This window comes from Acinetobacter sp. 24-47-67, from assembly GCF_056779735.1.
Genome location: NZ_JBWYIK010000004.1, coordinates 166,320 through 190,012, shown reverse-complemented (window position 1 = coordinate 190,012; position 23,693 = coordinate 166,320). Strand labels below are relative to the sequence as shown.

The window sequence follows — 23,693 nt, the reverse complement described above, 5'->3', positions numbered from 1 at the left end:
ATTGAAGATGAAGCCATAATTCATTTTTCAATATTGAATATGACATTGAAAAAAAGCCGATGTTTCCATCGACTTTTGAGATTTGTGAAAATGGTTAACTCGCCATCAAGGCTTCGATATCTTCAATGGTTTTCACTACTTTAGCAGTCAGGTTTCTCGGTCCATCTTGAGTGACAACAATATCATCTTCAATGCGAATACCAATCCCTCTCCATTTTGGATCGACAGTTTCATCATCAGGGGCAATATATAAACCTGGTTCAATGGTCACCACCATACCTTCTTGATATGTTCGCCATTCTCCATCGACTTTATATGCCCCTACGTCATGAACATCCATGCCTAACCAGTGACCAGTTCCATGCATATAAAATTGACGATAGGCTTCTGTCTCAATGATTTCATCGAGATCACCCTGCATGATTCCAAGATTAAGCAAGCCTTGCACTAAAATACGAACAGCAACGTAGTGTGGCTCTTTGTAAGAGTTACCAATTCTAACCGCATCTATTGCAGCGATTTGAGCATCAAGCACTATATTATAAAGCGCCTTTTGTTCAGGATTAAATCTACCATTTACTGGAAATGTCCGAGTGATATCTGACGCGTAAAATTCATATTCACAAGCTGCATCTATTAAAACTAAATCGCCGTCATTAAGTTGTTTGTTATTTTCAACATAGTGCAATATACAAGCATTTTCACCACCACCCACAATACTGTTATACGATGGTACACAACCATTTTTACCAAAAATATAATTCAGCTCCGCTTCTAAAGCATATTCCATCATTCCTGGTCGTACAGATTTCATCGCTTGCGTATGTGCTTGAGCAGAAATATCAGATGCGATTTGCATTAACTCTATTTCTTTTGGCTCTTTGTGTAGACGCATCTCATCTAAAATTGTATCTAACTGAATCAATTGTGTCGGTGCAGCGGTACCACGTCGGCTTTCACCACTTGCTTCTGCAATCCATTTTGTAATTTTTGCATCAAAACTGGCTTGTTGACCAATTCTATAAAATAATCTTTCTTTTCCTTGAAGCTTTGCGATCATTTCTTCGTCTAGTAGATCAATCGCATAAGCTTCATCCGCATCATAATCATCGACTGCACCATCAATCCCTGCACGGTAACCTGTCCAGATTTCCATCTCTCGATTGCGTTCACGACAAAATAAACTGTAGGTATAACCTTCTTCTTCAGTATCAAATGTTTCAATTACAGCAACTGCTTCAGGCTCTGCAAATCCCGTTAGATAAAAAAAGCTACTATCAGCGCGATATTTATAATCAGCATCACGATTTCTAAACATTTCTTCACGTGTTGCAATAATTGCAATGCTTCTTAGGCCTATTTCAGCGGCTAATTGATCACGTCGTTTTTGAAAATCTGATTGAGTAAGTTTCATATCTTTTCTGCAGCTTAGGCTATTTAATTTAAGAAAATACAGTACTACTTATATGTTAAGTAGTACTCTTGATTAAATGTAATCAACTTGGTCGATGAGGCGTAAACATCTCAACGACACTTTGCTCATTTTTTTTCGAAATTGTTGGTTTTACATGTTTCAGTAATGAGCTTTCTTCAACAGCAATCTTGGTTCGTCCAACAGATAAACTCACTGGAATTAATCGAACAAATTCATAAAGTTCTTGATAGCTAATTTCACCTTCTTCATCATTATCAGAATCTTCAAACTCGACTGCTGCAATATCTTGCAAGTGTTCAATCAACTCAGCTTCATCAGCACGAATATGCCCAGACGCTAATCCAAACCCCAATACCACTCCTGCACACCAATCTGCTAAAGCTTGAACACGCTCAGACAATACATGTTCATCATCAGGCAAAATGGGTAAATAATCTAATTCATCTTCTGATAAAGCATGCGAAACATCTTCAGATTCCTCAGCCAGTAAATTAAGCGCAGTAGGTTCTAATTGAGGCACATTCAATGTAGACAAAATTTGTATCCACTCCTCATGAGATGGCGGTTCAGTTACACAAACAATACCTGTAAGTAGACCATGTAACTCACTAGGACTAGTAATTTCCTCAATTGAACCGAATTGTTGGTTCCAATCTGTCCAACCTGAAATATCGTCTTGCATTCGTTTTTCCAATCTCTATACTTCTGTATATATTACCTTTGATTGCGAAACTACGCGACCTCGTTATGTTAGAACAATTACAGCGTTTACAAACGCATTTAGGCACGCTTAAACATCGTTTGTCCGAAACCGAACAAATGAATAGTTCTCTTGAAGCTAAACAGAAAGAACTTCAGGAAACTCATCAAACTCAAACCGCTCAAAAAAATAGCATCATCACTCAAAAGCAAGAACAGATTGAAAGTCTAAATGACAAATACAATCAATTAGATAGTATTTACAAAACCTTAAATCAAGATGCTACTGCTTTAGCAGAACGTTATAGTCGTTTAGAAAAAAGTTGTACTGATTTAAAAAATAGATTTCAGGAAATCTTGGCTGAAAGAAATGAGCTGAGAGTCATTAAAGAAAAAATGTTGGCTGAGCAACGTCAAGCTCAAAAAGAAATTGATGAATTGAAGGCTGAAAATCAACGCTTAATCAAAAAAAATGAACTCGCTAAAACTAAGGTTGAGCAAATCATTCAACGATTGGCCATTTTAGGTACTGATCAAGATCATCATGCCCAAGAAATCCAACAATTAGAAAATCCGGCTGAACAAAATGAGGAAGCATAATTATGTCTGAAGTCGTTACAGTCGAGTTAAGACTAATTGAACAAACATTTAGACTTTCAACCACTCAAGATCGGAAAGATGATTTACAACGTGCTGGTGATTTGCTGAATGAGAAATTTCAAGAATTTCGTAGAAAAGCACCTAACGTAGAACACAATAAGCTCGTTATCATGGTGGCTTTAGAGCTTATGCAAGAAGTTTTAACAATGAACAAATCCTTACAAGAATATTCTCATTGTGAACGCTTACTTGCAACAATCTTGGAAGACGTTGAAAAAACTGTATAAATTTGATCTAAGTTTGCACAGTCAGTTTTACTGAGTGAATTATCACTCAAATAATGGGTACACCAAGGTTTGCCAATCTCACTCATTTCGTTATACTTGATTTAACTCTGGGATGTTCGCCAGCGGGTCTATTCCCCTGCCGATACTTAAACTTATGGATTGTGTTCTGTATATTTAGAGCGTATGCCCACCTCGAGTGGGAAACCCAGCAAGTATACGTCGCGTCCACCTTGAACTCGTCGGGTTCAGGGTAACGACACATGCAGCGGCATCTCCGGAGTCTTTATTTTATTTTCTCTTTTTTCTTATTTTTGAATAAACATCCTTGCGCTTTATCCCAAATTAATAATCACTATTAATATTTTTTGATTTTTATCACATTATTTTCACTATAAACAACTTATTAGACACTAATCTAAAACAAATATACTTAACTCTCAATATTATTTAATTATTTAAACCTATTGCTTTATATACATTTAACAATATAAAAAAATTGACATATTATTTGTAAATTTGGTTAATAATGACCTAGTAACTTTTCTAAAATTTAAATTATTATTCCCCATAATAGAAATTACACAAAAAGTATTTCATTTTAATGTCTTCTTATTGTTTAAAGACTTCATATTATTAGTCAAACATTATAAACAATGAGAATAGATTTATATTTAAAGGAAGAGAATATGTCTAAATTAGCAAAATTGGCTGGGGTTGCGAGTATTGCTGCATTACTAAGTGCATGTGGTGGTGGAAGTGACTCGAAGCTTGACACGCCAAATGATAATTATATTAAACCAGGTGATGTGAGCTCTACATTTATACCTTTTAAAGATAAGGATTTTTTAACAAAACTTAAAGAAACGCTTGGTTTTTCAGAATCTTTAAATGTCATGGATGATCGATTTAATCAAGCATTAGGACACATGATTGGCGAAACATTGGGTGATGGACCCATTACTCGTACAGGTAGAGTAATTGAATTAACAGATCAAGGAACAAGTGCATTTACAATTTTTAGAAATTTAATTTGTACTGAGCTCACTAAAAGTGGAACTACTCAAACAATCAAGCTAAAAAGTGGTAATGATTCTTGTGCTACTAGTTTCGGCAAGGAAGTCGTAACATTTAAAGGAGGATCTATTTCGCTTACTGAAACATTAAGCTCAACCACAGTTGAGTTTAATAATGCGCTTTATACACCGTGGACTGATACATCTAAACTATATTTAGTCACTGGTAAAATTGTAAAAGATACAGTTGGTTCTAATGGCGCAATTTATTCTGTAAAAGATCCTTTAAAATTCCAGATTGTAGATAAAAACAACCCTAGCACTACATTGGAATATATGGGGCTACAGGATTATGAATACCGTTTTTTTGATGAACAATTACAAAGTGTGTCAAGTAAAGGTACAATCGTTGGCCAACCTAAAGATGCTAATTTTTCATATGCATTCAACTTCAGTGTAACTCAACCCTTCGAAAAAGAGTCGTGGAGAATTTACCCGAAAGCAGGCGGTAAGTTAGAAATTATTGATGAGTACAATCAAAAGATTGTCGTTGAACAAACTAAAGATTATTCATCATCCGCATCAGTTCGCTTTAACTCAGGCGTGCCAACTAATGTGTCTTGGAGCGATATCGTTAAAAAGAAATAGGCATAAAGCCCCCATCTGGGGGCTTTTTTAACCATTTAATTTCATGTGTTGCGCGTTCTCTGACATTCTAAGCTGCTCATAATGCACTGGATCATATGCGCATGCACTTATCAACAAAGTATAAGTAACTACTGCGATAAAAATTTTCATCTCACATTTACTCATGAACCAAGATGTGAGTAATTTAAAGCATGGCTAAAAACAAATAAAACCGATTAAAATTATAAAAACCATCTATTTTTTAGATTATTAGTTACTCATCTTGAAGCGCACACTCATAATTCTTAGGATCATCACTACATCGTATCTTTTTAAGGATAGACATCATTTCAGGATGATAATGCCCTTCTTTTGTCATCTGAATTCTAGCTTCGCGCATAATTTTCAAATATCCAGGTTTCTCAGCATCTCTTATATTCATCCAAAATTTAGGATCAATTTTAGATTCAGTTTGATCAATAAATTTATAAGCTGGTGTTAATTGCTTGGAAATAATCTCCCTTGCTATAGGCCCCATTCCAGCAGGAAATTTATTTCGATGCATAATCAATGTACCCGTCACTTGAACCAGTGGAAAACGAATAATTGCGCCTCGTACCTCGCCCTTGTTTGTCATTCCACGATAGAGTTCCAAAGGTTCAAATAAGATTGCAGGTGCTGCGATAATATCAACTTCCTTATTGTTGAATTTTCCGCCTACAGAAGTTAAATCCACTGAAACTGGTTGAGCACCAACATTTTGGACTAATTTTTTTTGGGTTGCGTCAAAACTCATTACAGCAACTTTTTTCCCAGCTGCTTTAGATAAAGTATCAATTTTACGATCATTTACCATAATATAAGCAGCACCTAAAGGCACAATACCGACAACCTCATAATCCTTATTGACCATTTTTGAGTCAAATTCAGGTCTTGCTAACAGCTGAATCACTTTTGTCAGTTGTTTATAGTTTTGAACTGCACCTATTGCATCAATACTTCCAACAAAAGAGTTGAATTGCTTAGCACGTAAATTACTTATTCCAGCACCATCACAACGTTTACTTCTAAAGTCTTCAGTTAAAACCCGTTCATCTGTATAGACTTTTAAATTAACTTCAGTGGATGTTTTTTGCTTTAATTTTGGATAATTCAAATCTATCTGCATTTGTAGCTTAGCCGTACGATTGACAGTCATTTGCACGCCGAAATCTTGAGCAACTTTAGCAATTCGTGGTAATTCACTCATATAGCTCGTCGCCTGCTCAAATGCTTCACCATGAGCACCGCTCGGTGAATACACACATAAGGTGACTTGTTTCGGAATCTGTTGCCAAACTTTTGGATCATTCAGTAGTTTTTTTATTTTATTCACAGAATGGCTGGACAATGATAAATCCAACTTAGAGTTAGTTTGAGCATTTACATGATTTGTGATTAGACCAGAAAGACTAATTACTGTCGTGAGCATAACCATACGATAAGCATGCTTGCTCTTTTTAAATAGACTACCGTTTTTTTTATTTTTCATTATCGTTCCCTTTTCTATTCTTTATGATCAGAGCTTCATTGATCTGATAGAGTTCAGCTTATCGGCTTCAATTAAAAATTAAATTGACCCCAATCTTTTATTTGTTACACCTAGAGTAAATGAAAAATATACTATCGAAAATATTCAAATCAGGTTGATTAAACCTGAGTAAAAATCGATAAACTACTTACCCTTACACATGCACTTAGATTGGTACAGTTTGAAATGCAGTTGCAGACACAACTTTTAAGAAAAACTCTACGCTCTCGTAGAAGACAACTCTCAATTTTTACGCAACGACGTTCTGCTTTTCAGATTTTGTCAAAAATCCAATCTCACTCTAAATTTAAATCTGCACAAAAAATTGGGATTTATTTAGATGCATTCGGTGAAGTTCAAACACATATCCTAATCATGCATTGCTTTTCAAAGCATAAAGTCGTCTATCTCCCAAAAGTCTCCAGACTTGATTCAACTTTAAAATGGGTTCCAATTTCAAAGCATCAATATCTAAATAAACGTTTTACTAAACATAAATTGGGAATGTATGAGCCTATGCATAGATTGGGGCAAAATGTAAAACAACTTGATGTACTGTTGATGCCCCTTGTTGCGTGTGATCATCATGGAACACGTATGGGTATGGGAGGTGGCTTTTATGATAGAACGTTAAAGCATGCGAGCAATCACCCCTATCGCATCGGTTTAGCGCATGACTTTCAATTAATTTTAGATCCTTTAAATCGCCAGCCTTGGGATCAGCCATTAGATGAGTTAATCACCCCTAAAAAACGATTAAAATTCAAACGGAGAATGTTAATTCACCCTAAATCCAACTGAATTTATCAAGATTAGTAGAAATAAATCGAATTTTATCGATTTTCACCCTTGTATTTTTTAAATTACACATCACTATAAAAATATGGCAACACCGTTGTCACTCATTAGGAGTGCTCATGACTGATATTATTATGAATGAAGAAAACTTAGAACTTCAGACCCCTAGCGTGTTACCGCTATTAGCTTTGCGTGATGTTGTGGTTTATCCACACATGCAAATTGCGCTTTTTGTCGGCCGTGAAAAATCGATTAAAGCAGTTGATGTAGCTCGTAACAGTGACAATTTAGTTTTTGTAGTAGCTCAACAAGATTCTCTTACAGAAGAAATTGATCACGACAATTTATATCAATACGGTACTGTCGCGAAGATTGTGCAAGTCGTAAATCATGAGAACGATGAAAACTGCATTAAGGTTTTAATCGAGGGTATTTATCGCTCTAAATTGATTAATATTTACGATCAAAACGATTATTTAGAAGCTGAGCACAGCCTTAGCCCAATGACGATCCGTATGGAATCGGCAACTCAACAAACTCGCCTCGAAGAATTACGTGGTCTTTTCAGCCAATACGCTGAAGCAAAACTACGTAATGCGCGTGAGTTAATTAATGCTGCAAATAAAATCGATGATTTATTGCAACTCATGTTCTTCGTCGCAACACGCGTGCCGTTAAATATCGAAGTGAAACAAAAATTCCTCGAACACGATGAATTTGAAGCTCATTTACAAGAGTTAATGACTTATTTGCTTCAACAGTCTGAAGAACAACAGATTGAGCAAAATTTACATGACAATGTAAAACGTCAAATGGAAAAGAATCAGCGCGAATATTTTCTAAATGAAAAAATGAAAGTTATTCAGCGTGAACTTTCTGACATGAATGGCGGTGCTGAAGATGATATCGCAGAGATTGAAAAACGTTTAGCTGAAGCTGATCTTCCTGAGCATGTTCGTAAAAAAGCAGAAGGTGAATTCCGTAAGCTCAAAGCAATGCAGCCTGCATCGAGTGAAGCAGCCGTAGTTCGTAATTACATCGAAACTATTTTAGATACACCATGGAATAAGGCGAGCAAAGTAAGTATCAATCTTGCTAAAGCTCAAGATATTCTTGATGCTGATCATTATGGTTTGGATGAAGTTAAAGAACGTATCGTTGAATATCTTGCTGTTCAGTCACGTGTAAAAAAACTACGTGGACCAGTATTGTGTCTCGTAGGTCCTCCTGGTGTAGGTAAAACCTCATTAGGTGAGTCTGTAGCTAAAGCAACAGGTCGCGAATTCGTTCGAATGGCACTTGGTGGTGTTCGTGATGAGGCTGAGATTCGTGGACATCGCAGAACTTATATTGGTGCGATGCCAGGTAAGATTGTGCAATCACTTTCTAAAGTCGGTGTAAAAAACCCTTTATTCCTACTCGATGAAATTGACAAAATGGCTCAAGATCATCGTGGTGATCCTGCATCTGCCTTGTTAGAAGTGCTTGATCCTTCACAGAATCACAAATTCAACGATCACTATCTCGATCTTGATCTTGATTTATCTGAAGTCATGTTTATTTGTACTGCAAACAGTATGACTATACCTGAAGCTTTGTTAGATCGTATGGAGGTCATTCGCCTTCCTGGTTATACAGAGGAAGAGAAAATCAATATTGCTGAGCGTTACTTAGTACCTAAAGCAATCAAGAATAATGGCTTACGTGCTAAGGAATTAAGTGTACACGAAGAAGCAATTCGAGATATCGTACAACGCTATACACGTGAAGCTGGTGTTCGAAGTTTAGAGCGTGAAGTCTCTAAAATCGCCCGTAAAGTGGTTAAAGAAGCGGTTAGTAAAAAAGCGAAAAATCTTCAAATTGAAGTTAATTCGGCAAATCTACCTGACTACTTAGGGCCGCATAAATTCGATTTTGGTATGGCGGAAGAAGAAGCTCAAGTCGGTCGTGTTAATGGTCTAGCTTGGACTTCAGTTGGTGGTGAACTACTGACAATTGAAGTTGCAGCAATGAAAGGTAAAGGCAAATTTGTAACCACTGGTTCTTTAGGTGATGTTATGAAGGAGTCTATTACTGCAGCGATGACCGTAGTGCGTACACGAGCTGATGCTTTGGGTATCGATTCTACTCGCTTTGAAGAAACCGATATTCACGTGCACTTACCTGAAGGCGCTACGCCTAAAGATGGTCCTTCAGCTGGTCTTGCTTTGACGACAGCATTAGTTTCAGCGTTTACTGGCATTGCGATTCGACCTGATATTGCAATGACTGGTGAAACTAGCTTGAGTGGCCGTGCAATGCGTATTGGTGGTTTAAAGGAAAAATTACTGGCTGCACATCGTGGCGGTGTAAAAATGGTCTTTATTCCACAGGAAAATGCACGTGATTTAGTCGAAATTCCTGATAATGTGAAAGAAGGTTTAGATATCAAAGTTGTAAAATCAATTGATGAAATTTTACCACTAGCATTAACCTCTATGCCTAAACCATTAGTCAAAACACCCATTGTGAAAGCAGTTGACGAATCAAAATCTGCACGACACTAATCGGTCTTTTAACTGAAGAAAGAGAGCTTAGGCTCTCTTTTTTTATAAGATATCAATGGATGCAAATTTAACAACTCATTATGTTTTAACTTTTGATTTTATAAATTCATCACTTTGAAATGTATAATATCGTGAAACTTCTAGTGACACATTTTCATGAAAATTCGTATCTTGACCATTGGTCAAAAAATGCCAGCATGGGTTCTTACTGGTTTTGAAGATTATTTCAAAAGAATTCAACCTTTTGTACAAACTCAAATTGTTGAGCTTCCTATGGCGAAACGCGGAAAGAATGACTCTGAAGCTGATATTTTTAAATACCGTAATATCGAAGGCGATAGCATTTTAAATGCACTGAAAGGAAATGAACTTTTAATTGCACTTGAAGTGGGAGGAAAAGAGTTTAGTACAGAAAAATTAGCTGAAACCATGAAAGGTTGGATGCTTGAAGGGAATGATGTTGTGCTCGCGATTGGTGGACCTGATGGACATTCTGATGCAGTTCGTAAAGCTGCTGCTTGGCACTGGTCTTTATCTAAATTAACGCTACCCCACCCTATGGTTCGCATTCTGTTAATTGAACAACTTTACCGTGCCATGAGCATTAATCATAACCATCCGTACCATCGTGCTGGATAATCGTTCCGAATTTGCAACATGATGTTCAAATTTAAATGGTTACTCTGACTTCTAAAATTTGCGATGATCACCTCATACATCTAAGAATGGAACCAACCTCATGACTATTCAAACGCTACCTGGCTTATTCATCTCACATGGCTCTCCAATGCTGGCTTTGAATCCTGAACAGGTTGGTCCAGCTTTACATCGCTTGAGTCTCAATTTGCCCAAACCTAGAGCGATAATCGTCATGTCTGCGCATTGGGAAAGCAATGCACTCGAAGTAAGTACGGGGACTAGACCTGAAACATGGCACGATTTTCGAGGTTTCCCAGATGCACTCTATGAAATTCGCTATCCTGCCCCTGGTGCTCCAGATGTTGCTGAACAAGTTTTAAATTTATTCGCTGAGGAACAAATTACTGCACATGCCAATAGCACGCGACCTCGTGATCATGGCGTATGGATGCCTTTATTACATATGTATCCAGAAGCTGATATCCCCGTAGTCGAAATCTCTTTACCCATGACGATGTCTGCTGAAGAGATATTTAAAATTGGTCAAGCTCTCGCTCCATTAAGAGATCAGCAAATATTATTAATTGGCTCGGGAAGCATTACTCATAATTTAAGAGAGCTTGCTTGGCATGGTGAAACGAGTGAAGTTCCAGAATGGGCATCAACTTTTAGAAACTACGTGGTGCAGCAGCTCACTCATTCGGATTATCCTGCTATTTTAGCGTGGAATACGATTCCTTTTGTTCATCGTAACCACCCTACGATAGAACACTTTGCACCTTTATTTTTCTCTATGGGCACTGGTGATCGTTTTAGCATTGTACATAGTAGTTTTACCATGGGTGCTTTAGGAATGGATATTTATCGCTTTGATTGAGAGAAAATAAAATATCATTTTTTAAATGACCATCACGAAATAATCATCGATCAATGGATACATTTTGATACTGAAAAGTGCAGAATGTATCCATAATTTTTTAGATCTCCTGCGTTATCCTTCCTCGGATCAATACAATTTAGAAAGCTTGTTATGAAATTAAAATTAATTACCTTGGCTATTTTGCCTATCACACTTGCTGCGTGTCAGACTTCCGATCTACAAAAAGCTGGGGATTTAGCTGTGTCTGTGCTTCAACAACAAAATGCTGATCAAACTCTCTCTGCATACCAATGGCAAGCCAATCCACAAAATGCGCCTCAACCAATCACTTTAAACTTCACCACTGATAAAAAACTTTCAATTCATACGAGCTGCAATACTTTATTTGGCGGGTTTGAGCTAAAAAACAATACTATCGTAGCTGCTCAACTTGCATCTACCATGAAGGGATGTAATGGTTTGGCTGCCGAACAAGAACGCTTTGCTGGAAATCTATTTTCCCAAGCTGCTGTTCCTTTCGTGCTTAATTTAAATGATCGTGATAATCCAACGTTGACTTTGGTACAGCCGAATGGTGAAAAGATTATCTTCACGGGTAAAATGACACCTGAAACCAAATACAAAACTCAAGGTGAAACCATATTTCTTGAAATTTCGCCAGAAACTAAACAATGTACAGGTGTAGCTCCCCAAACTTGTCTACAAGTCAGAGAAATAAAATACAACGATAGTGGTATTAAAACGCAAGTCGATAAAGACTGGACTTTATTCTACGATCAAATTGAAGGTTTTTCACATAGTCCGAATGAACGTCAAATCATTCGTGTAAAACGTTATGAAATTAAAAACCCTGCTGCAGATCAATCAAAGTATGCTTATATTTTTGATATGGCTGTAGAGCGTGAAGCTGTAAAAGGTTCTTTATAAAGAATAAAAAACCGAGGCTAAGCCTCGGTTTTTTTATTTTTGAATATATTCTTAGAATACACCCTGAGCTAACATCGCATCAGCAACTTTTACGAAACCAGCAATGTTCGCACCATCTACATAATTCACAGTACCATCTTCTTGAGTACCGAATTTTACGCAGTTACGGTGAATTTCTTTCATGATTGCATGTAAACGCTCATCTACTTCTTCGAAAGACCAACCTAAACGAAGCGCATTTTGAGACATTTCAAGCCCAGAAGTTGCAACACCACCTGCATTAGATGCCTTACCTGGCGCATATAGAATTTTTGCATCAACGAATTTTTCAACTGCAGCAAGTGTAGAAGGCATATTTGCGCCTTCAGCTACGCAGATCACACCATTTGCAAGCAATTTATCCGCATCATCAGCATCTAATTCATTTTGTGTGGCACATGGAAGTGCGATATCACACTTAATACCCCAAGGACGTTGCCCTTCAAGATATTCAAAACCATGCTTCGCTGCAAACTCAGAGATACGACCACGTTGAACGTTTTTAAGCTCCATTACTTCAGCTAAAAGCTCTGGAGTTAAACCGTCTTTAATGTATACAGTACCAGCTGAATCTGAAAGTGAAACAACTTTTGCGCCCAAATACATTGCTTTGTCAGCAGCAAACTGTGCAACGTTACCCGAACCAGAGATTGTAACTACCTTGTCTTTGAAACTGTCGTTACGAGTCTTAAGCATTTCCTCAGCGAAATACACTGTACCGTAACCAGTTGCTTCAGGGCGCGCTAGTGAACCACCAAAAGTTAAACCCTTACCTGTAAATACGCATGAAGTGTCATTGCTGAGCTTCTTCATCATACCCGCCATGTAACCAACTTCACGGCCACCAACACCAATATCACCCGCAGGAATATCTGTGTCAGAACCTAAGTGACGGTATAACTCGATCATGAGTGCTTGGCAGAAACGCATGATTTCGCCTTCTGATTTACCTTTAGGGTCAAAATCAGAACCACCTTTACCACCACCCATTGGTAGTGTAGTTAACGCATTTTTGAAAGTCTGTTCAAAACCTAAGAATTTTAGGATTGAAAGGTTCACTGAAGGGTGGAAACGCATACCACCTTTGAATGGACCAATTGCTGAGTTGTACTGAACACGGAACGCACGGTTAACGTGTGTTTGACCTTGATCATCAACCCAAGAAACGCGGAATTGAATCGCACGTTCAGGTTCAACTAAACGTTCTAATAAACCATGAGCTGCATACTTAGGGTTCTTTTCAATAAAAGGCCATAAGCTTGTCATCACCTCTTCAACAGCTTGAAGAAATTCTGGTTGATGTGCATCACGTGTTTTAACGTAGTCTAGGAAGTCGTTAAGGCTGTTGTATTTCAACGCTTAATCCTCAGCAGAAAATGGATCAAAATTGGTCAAAATTTCAATATATTGATAAGTTTTGGCGCAAAGTATTAAATATCTTTTACAAGCACTGTACAATAGTTTTCATAATTTTTTTTAATATTTTTTTAATTTCAATTACTTAATTATAGTATTTAATAATTTTAAATTATCAAATTCATTACTTTTAATTATGGATTAATACTTATTCGGCGCTTTTATTGCGCGATAAATGACCCATAACAGCGCACCCCAAACTAACACTAATCATGTTAAAATCATTCATATTTCGCACCTATGATCTCCTTTTCGCTTGATTAAGTTTTAATGTACATGCACGCACAAATCTCATTGATACAACAAGTTGATGCTTTCCTACCTCAAACCCAATGTGGTCTATGTGGCCACCGTGATGGTTGTTTACCTTATGCTAAAGCTATTGTAGAAGGAGAAGACGCGAATAAATGTGTCCCTGGCGGTCAACCTGTTGCTGACGCAATTACTCACTTACTGAATCGCCCTAAGCTTAAAGCTGAAGAAAGCGTTTGGCCAATTCAATCTGATGGTCGCCCACAGCGTATGAAAGCGATCATACGTGAAGACGAGTGTATTGGTTGCACTAAATGCATCAGTGCTTGCCCTGTAGATGCCATCATTGGATCAGGAAAGTTAATGCATACTGTGTTAACTGATCTTTGTACTGGATGCGAATTATGTATACCACCTTGTCCAGTTGACTGTATCGATCTTGTTGAAGATTTACAGCCCATACCAAATGAGCAAGCCCGCATCCTAGAACAAAATGATCTTAGAAATCGTTATTATGCTCATATTCAACGTGAGGAAAATCGCAGTCTTCATCGCAAAGGTCCTGTCGTTAAAGCTGAAATTGATACTGCGCTTTTTGCTCAATTTTCAAAACAATTACAATCAGTACCTACTATTCAAACGATAAAAAAAACAGCGCTTCATAAGACATTAGATGCAAAATCTACAATCGAACTTGCCAAATTACGTACACAAATTAAAAAGCTTGAAAAACAACTTGCTGTACGTCAGAGTGTCGATAAGCAAGAGCAACTCAATACTTTATATGAAAAACTCAATTCAATTGAGGGTGTTTAAATGAACGTTAAAACACCTAAAACTGTAAAAAACATGACAAAAAAGCAAATTCAAATTTTTTTTGAAAGATTAAGAGCTCAACGCCCAAACCCTAAAACAGAGCTGAATTATTCTTCACCCTTTGAGTTGTTAGTTGCTGTGACCTTATCAGCACAAGCCACTGATGTAAGCGTAAATAAGGCCACAGATAAGCTTTTCCCTGTAGCAAACACACCTGAAGCAATCTATGCCTTAGGTGTAGAAGGATTAAAATCTTATATTAAAACAATAGGTCTCTATAACTCTAAAGCTGAAAATGTCATCAAAGCTTGTGAAATATTGATTAAACAACACAACAGTATTGTTCCTCACAACCGTGCTGATTTAGAAGCACTTCCGGGCGTAGGTCGAAAAACTGCAAATGTGGTATTAAATACCGCTTTTGGTCAACCAACCATGGCCGTTGATACCCACATCTTTCGATTAGGTAATCGTACTGGACTTGCGGTAGGAAAAAATGTACTCGAAGTTGAACACTGTCTAGTTAAAGTGATTCCAAAAGAGTTTATTGTAGACGCTCATCATTGGTTAATTTTACATGGACGTTATTGCTGTATTGCGCGGAAGCCAAAGTGCAATGAGTGTGTTGTGAGTGATGTGTGCAACTGGCCTGAACGTTTCGAATATGGAGCGACAAGACAGATCGATTTAAAACAGGTTTAACGATCAAGAGATTTTTTTTGATCTTTTTTCTCTTTATCTAATTTCATCTGTTTTTGACTATCGCGAAGTAATTTAAAACTTATAAATACCAAAAAAGACAATACTGCCAAGCATGCAAGCATCAATAAAATAATGGCAATATTTTGCACTTGTTTACCTTCACATCATAAAAAAAGAAGCCCTAATATGACTTAGGGCTTCTTTTTTGTCAAAGCTGAAAATGGTTATTTAGTTTGATCTAAAATTGCAAAAAGTTCTTTTTGAACTTCTTCAATAGGACGAAGTCCATTCAACTTATCATACGTTGGCGCATTTTCACCTGAAGCTGCACGCCCTTGGTAAAAGCCAACCAACTGTTCAGTTTCAGTATGATACGAAGCCAAGCGCTTACGAATTGTTTCTTCTTGGTCATCTGGACGCTGAACTAAATCTTCACCAGTTTCATCATCTTTGCCTTCCACTTTTGGTGGGTTGTAGACGATATGATAAACACGACCTGATGCTGGATGTTGGCGACGACCCGATAAGCGTTTAACGATTTCTTCATCAGGCACATCAATTTCGATCACGTGATCAATATCAATGCCTTCTTTTTCCAAAGCTTCAGCTTGAGGAATCGTACGAGGGAAACCATCAAAGATACAACCATTTGCACAATCTGGTTGTGCAATACGCTCTTTAACCAGACCAATAATCAGTTCGTCAGAAACTAGACCACCATTGTCCATTACAGATTTTGCCTGTAGACCGAGTTCAGTTCCTTCACGAATTGCAGCACGGAGCATATCACCGGTTGAAATTTGTGGGACATTGTAGCGCTTGCAGATCAACTGAGCTTGAGTACCTTTACCTGCTCCAGGTGGTCCGAGTAATATAATGCGCATAAATAAACATCCTCATTTTAACTATATCGACGATACTTGGTTAATGTCTTTGGTAGGCACCAATCCAGCATCTATTTATAAGAAAGCCACAAATAAATGAATCAGACCCGCGAAGAAACCTGTTACCCCACCTAGCACAATTAAGATCCATTCGTCTTCCTGGAATGCAGGACGTAATAGATTTTGAAACTCGCGCGGCGTTAATTCACGGATACGTTCTTTAAACATTTGATAGATTTTCTGTGCGCGGCTCGCATTAAAAGCTGGGTCGCATACAGGCACCATCGTAATTTCAATTGAGCGATCGATCAAGTCTGTCTTGAGTTTTGCATACTCTTTTGGACCTAAAGATAGCTGTAATGATGTACGAACCAATGGTGTTTCCATGATTTCATTGATATGACGTTTAACAATACGGCGTGTTTTGTCTTTTTTTCCACCATACATCATTTCCATCATAATAGATTTCAATGTAATCAAATCTTCAGTCACTACACGGGCAAATACATCAGATACTTCTTCTTGGCGCTTCATAAACGCACCTTGAATATTATAAGAACCAATGCGTGGAATGACAGGTTTTATCCAAGGGAATTTACGATCTTTCGTTAATTCAAAGAATTGTGGATAACGTATATAGTGTGGTTCAACTGGATTAAATACCATCCAAATTGCAATCCAATTTGTTAAAAAGCCCCAAATTGCTGCCCAGAATGGTACAGTCCAATGCCAAGGCACCACAAACCAAACGATCATTTGGAAGATACCGAAGAACATACCGATTAATGCACTGATATGCCAAATGAAGTTAATTTCTTTTTGACCCACTTTTAGGAACATATTGACCATCAATTGACGGTCGCCTTCCATTTGACTCACTACCATCGCACGCATATCCACGAGCGACTCAACATTTAAAGTTAATTCGGTTACGAGCTCTTTCAAAACATTTGGAAGTTGCTTATGTGCTTGCGCATAAATACGTCTCTTGATTGAGTAAGGTAAGTTTTCCCATAGAACCGCATTGCGATCCATCATCACTTCATCAATTAAGTGCTCTAACTCAAAGCCAACCTGTTCACCAATGATACGAGCAGTATCCTCGGGATCCATCGCATCTAAGAACTCTCGTAAGGAGCCAAGTTTTGATAGTGTATTGTCGGTAATAATACCCGATATACGTCCTGCCTTACGTGGAACAATTCCTTGCCATCCCACCGGAAGCGGACCTAAGTGAAAACCCCAAAACTTAATTGGATAAAACACCATCTTGAGTGCCATCCAGACGTGAGCCCAAGTCACAAATGCGGTTACTGGGATAATACTCAGTACTGCATAAAAATCAGGTCGATTGACGAAGGCTTGCCACAAATCACTCACATATCCAAACATTCATGACTCTCATATTCATATATCTAATTGCAGTCGAACTTGAGGTATAAAACCATAAAGCTTTCTAAAATCCTACACTTAAGGTGTAAGCAAACTGTAGTTCTGGTTTGGTTTCAAAAATCACTTGGTTTCCTTGCGTGATTTCCTCTCCTGCTTTTATCCCTACACTAAATGTACTAATTCTTTCTTTATTCAGCATGACATATGATAAATCTATACCACCACCGAGTTGAGATTCCTTTTCACCATTGACTGTTTTTGATTTTAGATGACCAGCAAATGCACCTAAATAAAATCCATTTAAGTCCTTAGTTCCGAGAATTATTGGGTAACGAAAACCGACTTGAGCACCCACATCGTGGTCGTCATTTAAGAAAGCGCCAAGCTTTCCGTATCCAATACCGTATGGAGTGACGTATTCTAAATTCCCATGCGCTAACCGTTGTGTAACACCAGCACCCACATTTATTTTAGAAAATTGTTCTGGTTTCAATTTTGCTTCAGGATAAAACGATGAAAAATCTGCGTATGCTAAGTTCCCTACCCACATCATGACAGCAAAGGAAACGATTTTTCTCATTATTTTCTCCATTCTCTCAAACTGAGAACAATATTATTATTCATCCATAGTGCTTCGACTTTAACAGAATAATTTTCGTTCTTATATACAACAAGCTTTAAAATTAGTGTCTATTTGGTCAAATTTTAATTTTTATAACATACGAACTATTTATTAATTTTTCAAATTTTATAGTTAATCTGAGTTAAAATACTTTGATATAAAGTCAGCTTTTACCCGCAAAAAAGTAAAGATCTATGAAGCAGCAGTTCCCACTGAAGAATGTACAACAAGAAAAGCGAATTTTTCGCAGTCGAGTGGTGTTTGCTATTTGCGTGGTAATCTTTTTTTTAATTGTTCTATTGTCTCGATATGCTTATTTGCAAATTGTGCATTACGACCAGTTTAAAGATGCATCGGACAAAAACCGAATTCGTTTACAACCGATTTCCCCTGCCCGCGGTTATATTTTTGATCGTAACGGCATTCTACTGGCTGACAATTATCCAGTTTTTACGGCTACATTAAGTAAAGCGGATGTACCTGATATTGAAGATACAGTAGAACGCCTTAGAAAGATTATTGACTTGAGCGAAGAAGACATCGAACGCTTCATGAGTCGTGTGAAAACCGCAAAAAAGACTGAACGTGTCACGCTTAAACTAAACTTAACTGAAACAGATATCGCTAAATTTAGTGAAGTAAAGTTTAAATTTCCTGGTGTTTCTATTGAAACCCAAATGACGCGTTATTACCCGCATGGTGAATTATTTGCCCATGTTATTGGGTATGTCGGTCGTATTAACGATAAAGAACTCAAAAGCATTGATAAAGATGCTTACGCAGGTACAAACCTGATCGGTAAAATTGGTGTAGAAAAATTTTATGAAGACCTGTTGCATGGCTCACCTGGCTTTGAGTCTATTGAGACAGATGCTTTCGGTAATGTCTTACGGAAATTAGGGCGTAAAGATTCTGTACGCGGTAATGACCTCTATTTATCACTTGATTATGGTCTCCAAACAGTAGCTGCTGAGCAACTTGCGGGGCGTCGTGGTGCAATTGTTGCAATGGATCCACGTACAGGTGAAATTTTGGCACTCGTTTCGAGTCCAAGTTTCAACCCAAATTTATTCGTGACTGGTATCAGTCATACAGACTATAGTGCGCTGCGTGACAATTTAGATCAGCCGTTGTATAACCGCGCAGTTCAAGGGACTTATCCACCAGGTTCTACCATTAAGCCTATGGCTGCATTAGGGGGTATTCACTACGGTATTGTCGATTGGTCAACTGCTATTTCAGATCCAGGTTATTTCCACTTACCAGGAGATTCTCACAAATTCCGCGACTGGAAAAAAACGGGGCATGGTGTAGTCAATATGCACAAGTCCATTGTTGTCTCATGTGATACTTACTATTACGTTCTTTCTTACCAGATGGGGATCGATCGTATGAACACATGGATGCGTCAGTTTGGATTTGGTGAGAAAACAGGTGTAGACCTTCCTAGCGAAAGTACAGGATTGTATCCTTCGCCAGAATGGAAAATGCGTACTCGCAATTCTAAATGGCTCAAAGGGGAAACAATCTCAGTCAGTATTGGGCAAGGTGCGTTCACTTCTACCCCCTTGCAACTTGCGATGGCAACTGCAATTACTGCAAATCATGGCGCCCATGTTACACCGCATGTATTACGTGAAACCAAAGGAACAAAGCAATTCAAAGTCCACAATGCACCAGATTATAAAATTGCCTTCAATGGTACTGATGAAGATTGGATTAAGATGCGTGATGCCATGGTGGATGTGATCCAATCTGGAACAGGTAAAGGGATTCGTGGTGGACTGCAATATCAAATTGCGGGTAAAACAGGTACCGCTCAGGTCAAGAGTATTGCGCAAGGTAAAAAGTATAACGAAGCTTTATTAACTGAACGTCAACTCGATCACGGCTTATTTGTAGGCTTCGCCCCTGCCGACAATCCAGAAATAGCGATTGCAGTAATATGGGAAAATGGTCGTGGAGGTTCAGGAGCAACAGCGCTCGCCCGTCCTGTATTGGATTATTGGTTACTCCATCGTGATCGTAAACCAATAAAGCCGATGAATCATGTTGTCAGTGGCGGCCTAATGACAGCAGGCATTAAGCCTGGTGAATTACCTAGCGGATCTACTAATTTGTCAGCCGATCCAAATGCACTTCCTCGTGAACTCCAAACATCACGTAACAGCAACAGTGCAACGAATGCAACGAATACAACGAATACAACGAATGCAACGAATGCAACGAATGCAACGAATGCAACGAATGCAACGAATGCAACGAATGCAACGAATGCAACGAATGCAACGAATGCAACGAATGCAACGAATGCAAACACTGACACTCAACGTAACACGAGTCAATAAATGAAAAATCAACTCCGCATCATTGGTGGTGAATGGAAACGCCGTGTATTACCTTTTGCCACTATTGAGGGTTTAAGACCAACACCAGATCGTGTACGCGAAACTTTATTTAATTGGTTAATGTGGGATATTCAACAAGCGCAGGTGCTGGATGTTTGCGCTGGATCTGGTGCATTAGGTTTTGAAGCGCTATCTCGAGGGGCAGCTCATGTCACGATGATCGAACCTAATTTAGAGCAAAATAAATTTTTAAAATCAAACTTAGCGCTTTTAAATGTGAATAATGCAAAACTGATTCAAAGCACTGCCCAAATCGCGCTAAAACAACTTTCAAACAATCAATTCGATGTAGTTTTTTTAGATCCTCCCTATAGTTTAAATCTTTGGGAGGAGTTGGCTTCGTTGATTGACCCAAAACTCAAAGCAGATGCATTTATTTATGTCGAAGCCGATCAACCATTGTCATCACTTAATCTACCTTCTTCATGGCACCTCATAAAAGAAACTAAAGCTGGAACAGTTAAATCAGGCCTTTATCGAAAAATAGATTAGACATTTAAAATGTCTGATTCCAAAAAATCCGAATCAATCTGCCTCGATCGTAGGGAAACGAGGATAAAAACTCGTACCCTATCGTTTGATTCTCTTTCAGTAAATACTCAACACCGTATCCAAACGTAATGCTTAATTGTTCCAGATTTGATAAGTCAAAATGACCTGTATCAAGTTTATTCTTCAATTCATTCCGATCAAAAGCCGTGAAATTAAAAAATTGAATACGTTCGGATTGAAAAATTGAATGCGTCAATACATCAAATCTCGAATATTCTTTCTCATTTAATTCTGCAATCTTGGTCTGTTCACTATTTAAATCTTCTATGGCAGGCTCATAGTGAAGTTCTTGCTGAGCTTCAAAAAAATTAAAAATGAGATTTTGATCATTCGTATTTTCATCATGATCCAAGGAATTCGCGTGAACGGCAGAAATAGAAAAAATCATCAAAGCTTGTAAATAAAGTTTAAAATTTTGAATCATATTAATTTTACGTTTCTATATCTTATTATTATGCATGAAAAAAGCCTCCACTCAGGAGGCTTTTTTACTTAAAGGATTAAGCTAAACCTTTTTCTTTAAGTACTTCTAACATGGTTGAACCAAGTTCAGCTGGGCTACGTGTATATGCCATTCCAGCACGCTCAAACGCAGCAAATTTTTCTTCTGCTGTGCCTTTACCACCTGAAATAATAGCACCAGCATGACCCATTCGCTTACCTTTTGGTGCAGTCACACCAGCAATATAACCAACAACAGGTTTGGTCACATTTGATTGGATATATTCTGCTGCTTCTTCTTCAGCTGTACCACCAATCTCACCAATCATAATAATTGCATCTGTGTCTGGATCATCTTGGAACAGTTTCAAAGCATCAATCTGATTCATACCAGGGATTGGATCTCCACCAATACCAATACACGTTGATTGACCTAATCCTAACTTCGTAGTTTGTGCAACAGCTTCATAGGTCAACGTACCAGAACGCGAAATAATACCGATTCGTCCTGGCTGATGAATATGTCCTGGCATAATACCAATCTTACATTCACCCGGCGTGATAACACCTGGACAGTTTGGACCCACTAAGCGAGCACCATTTCCATTGGTTTCTAGATAGCGTTTCGCTTTCAGCATATCAATGGTTGGTACACCTTCAGTGATAACAACAATCAGTCCAACGCCAGAGTCAACTGCTTCAACGATAGAATCCAATACAAATGGTGCAGGAACGTAAATGACCGATGCATCAGCACCAGTCTCTTTCACTGCATCTTTCATTGTATTGAATACAGGTAGATTTAAATGAGTTTGACCGCCTTTACCTGGAGTCACACCACCCACAACCTTAGTACCATAAGCCAAAGCTTGTTCTGAGTGGAATGTACCATTTTTACCCGTAAAGCCCTGTACCAATACTTTAGTGTCTTTATTAATTAATACGCTCATGATTGATACTCCTTATGCTTTTACTGCAGCAACAATTTTTTCTGCGGCATCAGATAAGCCGTTTGCAGAAATTAGTTTAAGACCAGATTCATCAAGTAATTTTGCACCTAGTTCTGCATTATTCCCTTCTAAGCGAACAACAACAGGCACTGTTACATTTACTTCTTGAACCGCTGCAATAATTGCTTCAGCAATCATGTCACAACGCACAATACCACCGAAGATATTGATCAGCACACCTTGTACTGACTGATCCGCTAAAATGATCTTGAATGCTTCAATTACACGCTCTTTGGTTGCGCCACCACCTACATCCAAGAAGTTTGCTGGTTGACCACCATAGAGTTTAATGATGTCCATGGTTGCCATTGCAAGACCTGCTCCATTCACCATACAACCAATATTACCTTCTAAAGCAACATAGTTAAGGTCAAACTCAGATGCCTTGAGCTCACGCTCATTTTCTTGCGATTTATCTCTTAAAGCAGAAACTTCTGGCAAACGATATAAAGCATTCGAATCAATACCGACCTTGGCATCAACACACAAAATTTCACCATTTTCACGGACTGACAATGGATTAATTTCAAACAATGCGAAATCATTTTCTACGAACGCTTGATAAGCTGCAGACATAATTTTAACAAATTGATTAATCTGTTTATCTTTCAGCTCTAAAGCAAAAGCGACTTCACGAGCTTGGAAAGGAAGTAAGCCAACCAATGGATCTACTTCAACTTTAATAATTTTTTCTGGAGTTTCTTCAGCGACTTTTTCAATTTCGACACCACCTTCAGTAGAAGCCATGAAAGTAATACGACGTGATGAACGATCAACAACTGCGCCTAAATACAATTCACGCTCAACTGGATAGACATCTTCTGCAACGAGTACACTGTTAACTGGTTGCCCATTTGCATCCGTTTGATATGTAACTAAACGAGTACCAATAATTTGCGAAGCATATTCTTTTGCTTCATCAGCTGACTTAACGACTTTAACGCCGCCAGCTTTTCCACGCCCACCGGCATGTACTTGTGCTTTCATAACAGCGAATTTGCCGCCTAGCTGTTCAAATGCTTTTACTGCTTCCTCTGCATTTGTAGCGATGATGCCTTCCTGAACTGGCATACCATATTTTTTTAACAGCGATTTCGCCTGATACTCGTGTAAATTCATTGTTTTACCTTTTACTACT

The 23,693-nt window shown here is 38.1% G+C and carries 23 protein-coding genes and 1 other RNA gene; 13 read left to right on the top strand and 11 right to left on the bottom strand.

The features are described 5' to 3' along the window. Positions 1–94: 94 nt before the first annotated feature. Positions 95–1,414, bottom strand: coding sequence for a Xaa-Pro aminopeptidase (gene pepP / locus AC1M9K_RS07670; protein ID WP_481588936.1), 1,320 nt, complete (start codon positions 1,412–1,414; stop codon positions 95–97). 82 nt (positions 1,415–1,496) lie between these two features. Continuing rightward, positions 1,497–2,117: a UPF0149 family protein gene (locus AC1M9K_RS07665; protein WP_092766815.1), complete on the bottom strand. Its 621-nt coding sequence runs from the start codon at positions 2,115–2,117 to the stop codon at positions 1,497–1,499. 65 nt (positions 2,118–2,182) lie between these two features. Here AC1M9K_RS07665 and AC1M9K_RS07660 point away from each other — a divergent pair, with 65 nt between their 5' ends. From AC1M9K_RS07660 to AC1M9K_RS07645, 4 genes are all read left to right on the top strand, one after another. Next, on the top strand, positions 2,183–2,734 hold the full coding sequence (locus tag AC1M9K_RS07660; protein WP_481588935.1) for a hypothetical protein: 552 nt from the start codon (positions 2,183–2,185) through the stop codon (positions 2,732–2,734). 2 nt (positions 2,735–2,736) lie between these two features. Continuing rightward, positions 2,737–3,021, top strand: a complete 285-nt coding sequence (locus AC1M9K_RS07655) for a cell division protein ZapA (protein ID WP_180027932.1) — start codon at positions 2,737–2,739, stop codon at positions 3,019–3,021. Between the two features lie 101 nt (positions 3,022–3,122). Then, positions 3,123–3,306, top strand: a non-coding RNA gene (gene ssrS / locus AC1M9K_RS07650) — 6S RNA. A gap of 401 nt (positions 3,307–3,707) precedes the next feature. After that, a complete protein-coding gene (locus AC1M9K_RS07645; protein ID WP_481588934.1) occupies positions 3,708–4,682 on the top strand; it encodes a hypothetical protein in 975 nt (324 codons plus the stop codon). A gap of 253 nt (positions 4,683–4,935) precedes the next feature. On the opposite strand, the gene AC1M9K_RS07640 is transcribed toward AC1M9K_RS07645, so the two are convergent. Then, positions 4,936–6,192, bottom strand: coding sequence for a putative solute-binding protein (locus AC1M9K_RS07640; protein ID WP_481588933.1), 1,257 nt, complete (start codon positions 6,190–6,192; stop codon positions 4,936–4,938). A 225-nt stretch (positions 6,193–6,417) separates the two neighbouring features. Between AC1M9K_RS07640 and AC1M9K_RS07635 the strand changes: the two genes are divergently transcribed. From AC1M9K_RS07635 to AC1M9K_RS07615, 5 genes are all read left to right on the top strand, one after another. After that, complete coding sequence (locus AC1M9K_RS07635; RefSeq protein WP_481588932.1) at positions 6,418–7,032, top strand: 5-formyltetrahydrofolate cyclo-ligase; 615 nt, start codon at positions 6,418–6,420, stop codon at positions 7,030–7,032. Between the two features lie 116 nt (positions 7,033–7,148). Further along, the gene (gene lon, locus AC1M9K_RS07630; RefSeq protein ID WP_481588931.1) at positions 7,149–9,575 is read left to right on the top strand and encodes an endopeptidase La; all 2,427 of its coding nucleotides are present in this window, start codon (positions 7,149–7,151) and stop codon (positions 9,573–9,575) included. A gap of 156 nt (positions 9,576–9,731) precedes the next feature. Beyond that, positions 9,732–10,214, top strand: a complete 483-nt coding sequence (gene rlmH, locus AC1M9K_RS07625) for a 23S rRNA (pseudouridine(1915)-N(3))-methyltransferase RlmH (RefSeq protein ID WP_481588930.1) — start codon at positions 9,732–9,734, stop codon at positions 10,212–10,214. A 100-nt stretch (positions 10,215–10,314) separates the two neighbouring features. Then, entirely contained in the window at positions 10,315–11,091 is a 777-nt protein-coding gene (locus AC1M9K_RS07620) for a DODA-type extradiol aromatic ring-opening family dioxygenase (protein ID WP_481588929.1), read from the top strand. Positions 11,092–11,244: 153 nt separating this feature from the next. Further along, positions 11,245–12,021: a DUF4377 domain-containing protein gene (locus AC1M9K_RS07615; RefSeq protein WP_481588928.1), complete on the top strand. Its 777-nt coding sequence runs from the start codon at positions 11,245–11,247 to the stop codon at positions 12,019–12,021. 51 nt (positions 12,022–12,072) lie between these two features. Here AC1M9K_RS07615 and gdhA read toward each other — a convergent pair whose 3' ends face one another. Further along, a complete protein-coding gene (gene gdhA, locus AC1M9K_RS07610) occupies positions 12,073–13,416 on the bottom strand; it encodes an NADP-specific glutamate dehydrogenase (protein WP_035268479.1) in 1,344 nt (447 codons plus the stop codon). 336 nt (positions 13,417–13,752) lie between these two features. Here gdhA and AC1M9K_RS07605 point away from each other — a divergent pair, with 336 nt between their 5' ends. Further along, complete coding sequence (locus tag AC1M9K_RS07605; RefSeq protein WP_481588927.1) at positions 13,753–14,544, top strand: RnfABCDGE type electron transport complex subunit B; 792 nt, start codon at positions 13,753–13,755, stop codon at positions 14,542–14,544. Further along, positions 14,545–15,246, top strand: a complete 702-nt coding sequence (gene nth, locus AC1M9K_RS07600) for an endonuclease III (protein WP_481588926.1) — start codon at positions 14,545–14,547, stop codon at positions 15,244–15,246. It abuts the gene before it with no gap. Here nth and AC1M9K_RS07595 read toward each other — a convergent pair. The 4 genes from AC1M9K_RS07595 to AC1M9K_RS07580 form a co-directional block, all read right to left on the bottom strand. Next, complete coding sequence (locus AC1M9K_RS07595; protein ID WP_171076785.1) at positions 15,243–15,395, bottom strand: hypothetical protein; 153 nt, start codon at positions 15,393–15,395, stop codon at positions 15,243–15,245. The two genes, nth and AC1M9K_RS07595, sit on opposite strands and share 4 nt — an antisense overlap. A 75-nt stretch (positions 15,396–15,470) precedes the next feature. Continuing rightward, a complete protein-coding gene (adk, locus tag AC1M9K_RS07590; RefSeq protein WP_481588925.1) occupies positions 15,471–16,130 on the bottom strand; it encodes an adenylate kinase in 660 nt (219 codons plus the stop codon). Between the two features lie 75 nt (positions 16,131–16,205). Next, positions 16,206–17,522, bottom strand: a complete 1,317-nt coding sequence (locus AC1M9K_RS07585) for a DUF445 domain-containing protein (protein ID WP_035268489.1) — start codon at positions 17,520–17,522, stop codon at positions 16,206–16,208. A gap of 64 nt (positions 17,523–17,586) precedes the next feature. Next, complete coding sequence (locus tag AC1M9K_RS07580; protein WP_035268492.1) at positions 17,587–18,102, bottom strand: hypothetical protein; 516 nt, start codon at positions 18,100–18,102, stop codon at positions 17,587–17,589. Positions 18,103–18,338: 236 nt separating this feature from the next. On the opposite strand from AC1M9K_RS07580, the gene mrdA reads away from it, so the two are divergent. Together mrdA and rsmD are read left to right on the top strand one after the other, a co-directional pair. Next, entirely contained in the window at positions 18,339–20,492 is a 2,154-nt protein-coding gene (gene mrdA, locus AC1M9K_RS07575) for a penicillin-binding protein 2 (protein ID WP_481588924.1), read from the top strand. Next, positions 20,493–21,044: a 16S rRNA (guanine(966)-N(2))-methyltransferase RsmD gene (gene rsmD, locus AC1M9K_RS07570; protein ID WP_035268497.1), complete on the top strand. Its 552-nt coding sequence runs from the start codon at positions 20,493–20,495 to the stop codon at positions 21,042–21,044. Positions 21,045–21,048: 4 nt separating this feature from the next. On the opposite strand, the gene AC1M9K_RS07565 is transcribed toward rsmD, so the two are convergent. The 3 genes from AC1M9K_RS07565 to sucC all read right to left on the bottom strand — a co-directional run bounded on the left by AC1M9K_RS07565 (position 21,049) and on the right by sucC (position 23,674). Further along, positions 21,049–21,528 (bottom strand): hypothetical protein, encoded by a 480-nt coding sequence (locus AC1M9K_RS07565; RefSeq protein ID WP_481588923.1) that lies wholly within the window; start codon positions 21,526–21,528, stop codon positions 21,049–21,051. 76 nt (positions 21,529–21,604) lie between these two features. Further along, complete coding sequence (gene sucD, locus AC1M9K_RS07560) at positions 21,605–22,495, bottom strand: succinate--CoA ligase subunit alpha (protein WP_481588922.1); 891 nt, start codon at positions 22,493–22,495, stop codon at positions 21,605–21,607. Positions 22,496–22,507: 12 nt separating this feature from the next. Continuing rightward, complete coding sequence (gene sucC / locus AC1M9K_RS07555; RefSeq protein WP_035268500.1) at positions 22,508–23,674, bottom strand: ADP-forming succinate--CoA ligase subunit beta; 1,167 nt, start codon at positions 23,672–23,674, stop codon at positions 22,508–22,510. Positions 23,675–23,693 lie beyond the last annotated feature (19 nt).

Excerpts from the sequence above, each read along its gene's own strand:
- pepP (WP_481588936.1), bottom strand. The coding sequence starts at position 1,414 with ATGAAACTTACTCAATCAGATTTTCAAAAACGACGTGATCAATTAGCC.
- AC1M9K_RS07665 (WP_092766815.1), bottom strand. The coding sequence starts at position 2,117 with ATGCAAGACGATATTTCAGGTTGGACAGATTGGAACCAACAATTCGGT.
- AC1M9K_RS07660 (WP_481588935.1), top strand. The coding sequence starts at position 2,183 with ATGTTAGAACAATTACAGCGTTTACAAACGCATTTAGGCACGCTTAAA.
- AC1M9K_RS07655 (WP_180027932.1), top strand. The coding sequence starts at position 2,737 with ATGTCTGAAGTCGTTACAGTCGAGTTAAGACTAATTGAACAAACATTT.
- AC1M9K_RS07645 (WP_481588934.1), top strand. The coding sequence starts at position 3,708 with ATGTCTAAATTAGCAAAATTGGCTGGGGTTGCGAGTATTGCTGCATTA.
- AC1M9K_RS07640 (WP_481588933.1), bottom strand. The coding sequence starts at position 6,192 with ATGAAAAATAAAAAAAACGGTAGTCTATTTAAAAAGAGCAAGCATGCT.
- AC1M9K_RS07635 (WP_481588932.1), top strand. The coding sequence starts at position 6,418 with ATGCAGTTGCAGACACAACTTTTAAGAAAAACTCTACGCTCTCGTAGA.
- lon (WP_481588931.1), top strand. The coding sequence starts at position 7,149 with ATGACTGATATTATTATGAATGAAGAAAACTTAGAACTTCAGACCCCT.
- rlmH (WP_481588930.1), top strand. The coding sequence starts at position 9,732 with ATGAAAATTCGTATCTTGACCATTGGTCAAAAAATGCCAGCATGGGTT.
- AC1M9K_RS07620 (WP_481588929.1), top strand. The coding sequence starts at position 10,315 with ATGACTATTCAAACGCTACCTGGCTTATTCATCTCACATGGCTCTCCA.
- AC1M9K_RS07615 (WP_481588928.1), top strand. The coding sequence starts at position 11,245 with ATGAAATTAAAATTAATTACCTTGGCTATTTTGCCTATCACACTTGCT.
- AC1M9K_RS07605 (WP_481588927.1), top strand. The coding sequence starts at position 13,753 with ATGCACGCACAAATCTCATTGATACAACAAGTTGATGCTTTCCTACCT.
- nth (WP_481588926.1), top strand. The coding sequence starts at position 14,545 with ATGAACGTTAAAACACCTAAAACTGTAAAAAACATGACAAAAAAGCAA.
- adk (WP_481588925.1), bottom strand. The coding sequence starts at position 16,130 with ATGCGCATTATATTACTCGGACCACCTGGAGCAGGTAAAGGTACTCAA.
- AC1M9K_RS07585 (WP_035268489.1), bottom strand. The coding sequence starts at position 17,522 with ATGTTTGGATATGTGAGTGATTTGTGGCAAGCCTTCGTCAATCGACCT.
- AC1M9K_RS07580 (WP_035268492.1), bottom strand. The coding sequence starts at position 18,102 with ATGAGAAAAATCGTTTCCTTTGCTGTCATGATGTGGGTAGGGAACTTA.
- mrdA (WP_481588924.1), top strand. The coding sequence starts at position 18,339 with ATGAAGCAGCAGTTCCCACTGAAGAATGTACAACAAGAAAAGCGAATT.
- rsmD (WP_035268497.1), top strand. The coding sequence starts at position 20,493 with ATGAAAAATCAACTCCGCATCATTGGTGGTGAATGGAAACGCCGTGTA.
- AC1M9K_RS07565 (WP_481588923.1), bottom strand. The coding sequence starts at position 21,528 with ATGATTCAAAATTTTAAACTTTATTTACAAGCTTTGATGATTTTTTCT.
- sucD (WP_481588922.1), bottom strand. The coding sequence starts at position 22,495 with ATGAGCGTATTAATTAATAAAGACACTAAAGTATTGGTACAGGGCTTT.
- sucC (WP_035268500.1), bottom strand. The coding sequence starts at position 23,674 with ATGAATTTACACGAGTATCAGGCGAAATCGCTGTTAAAAAAATATGGT.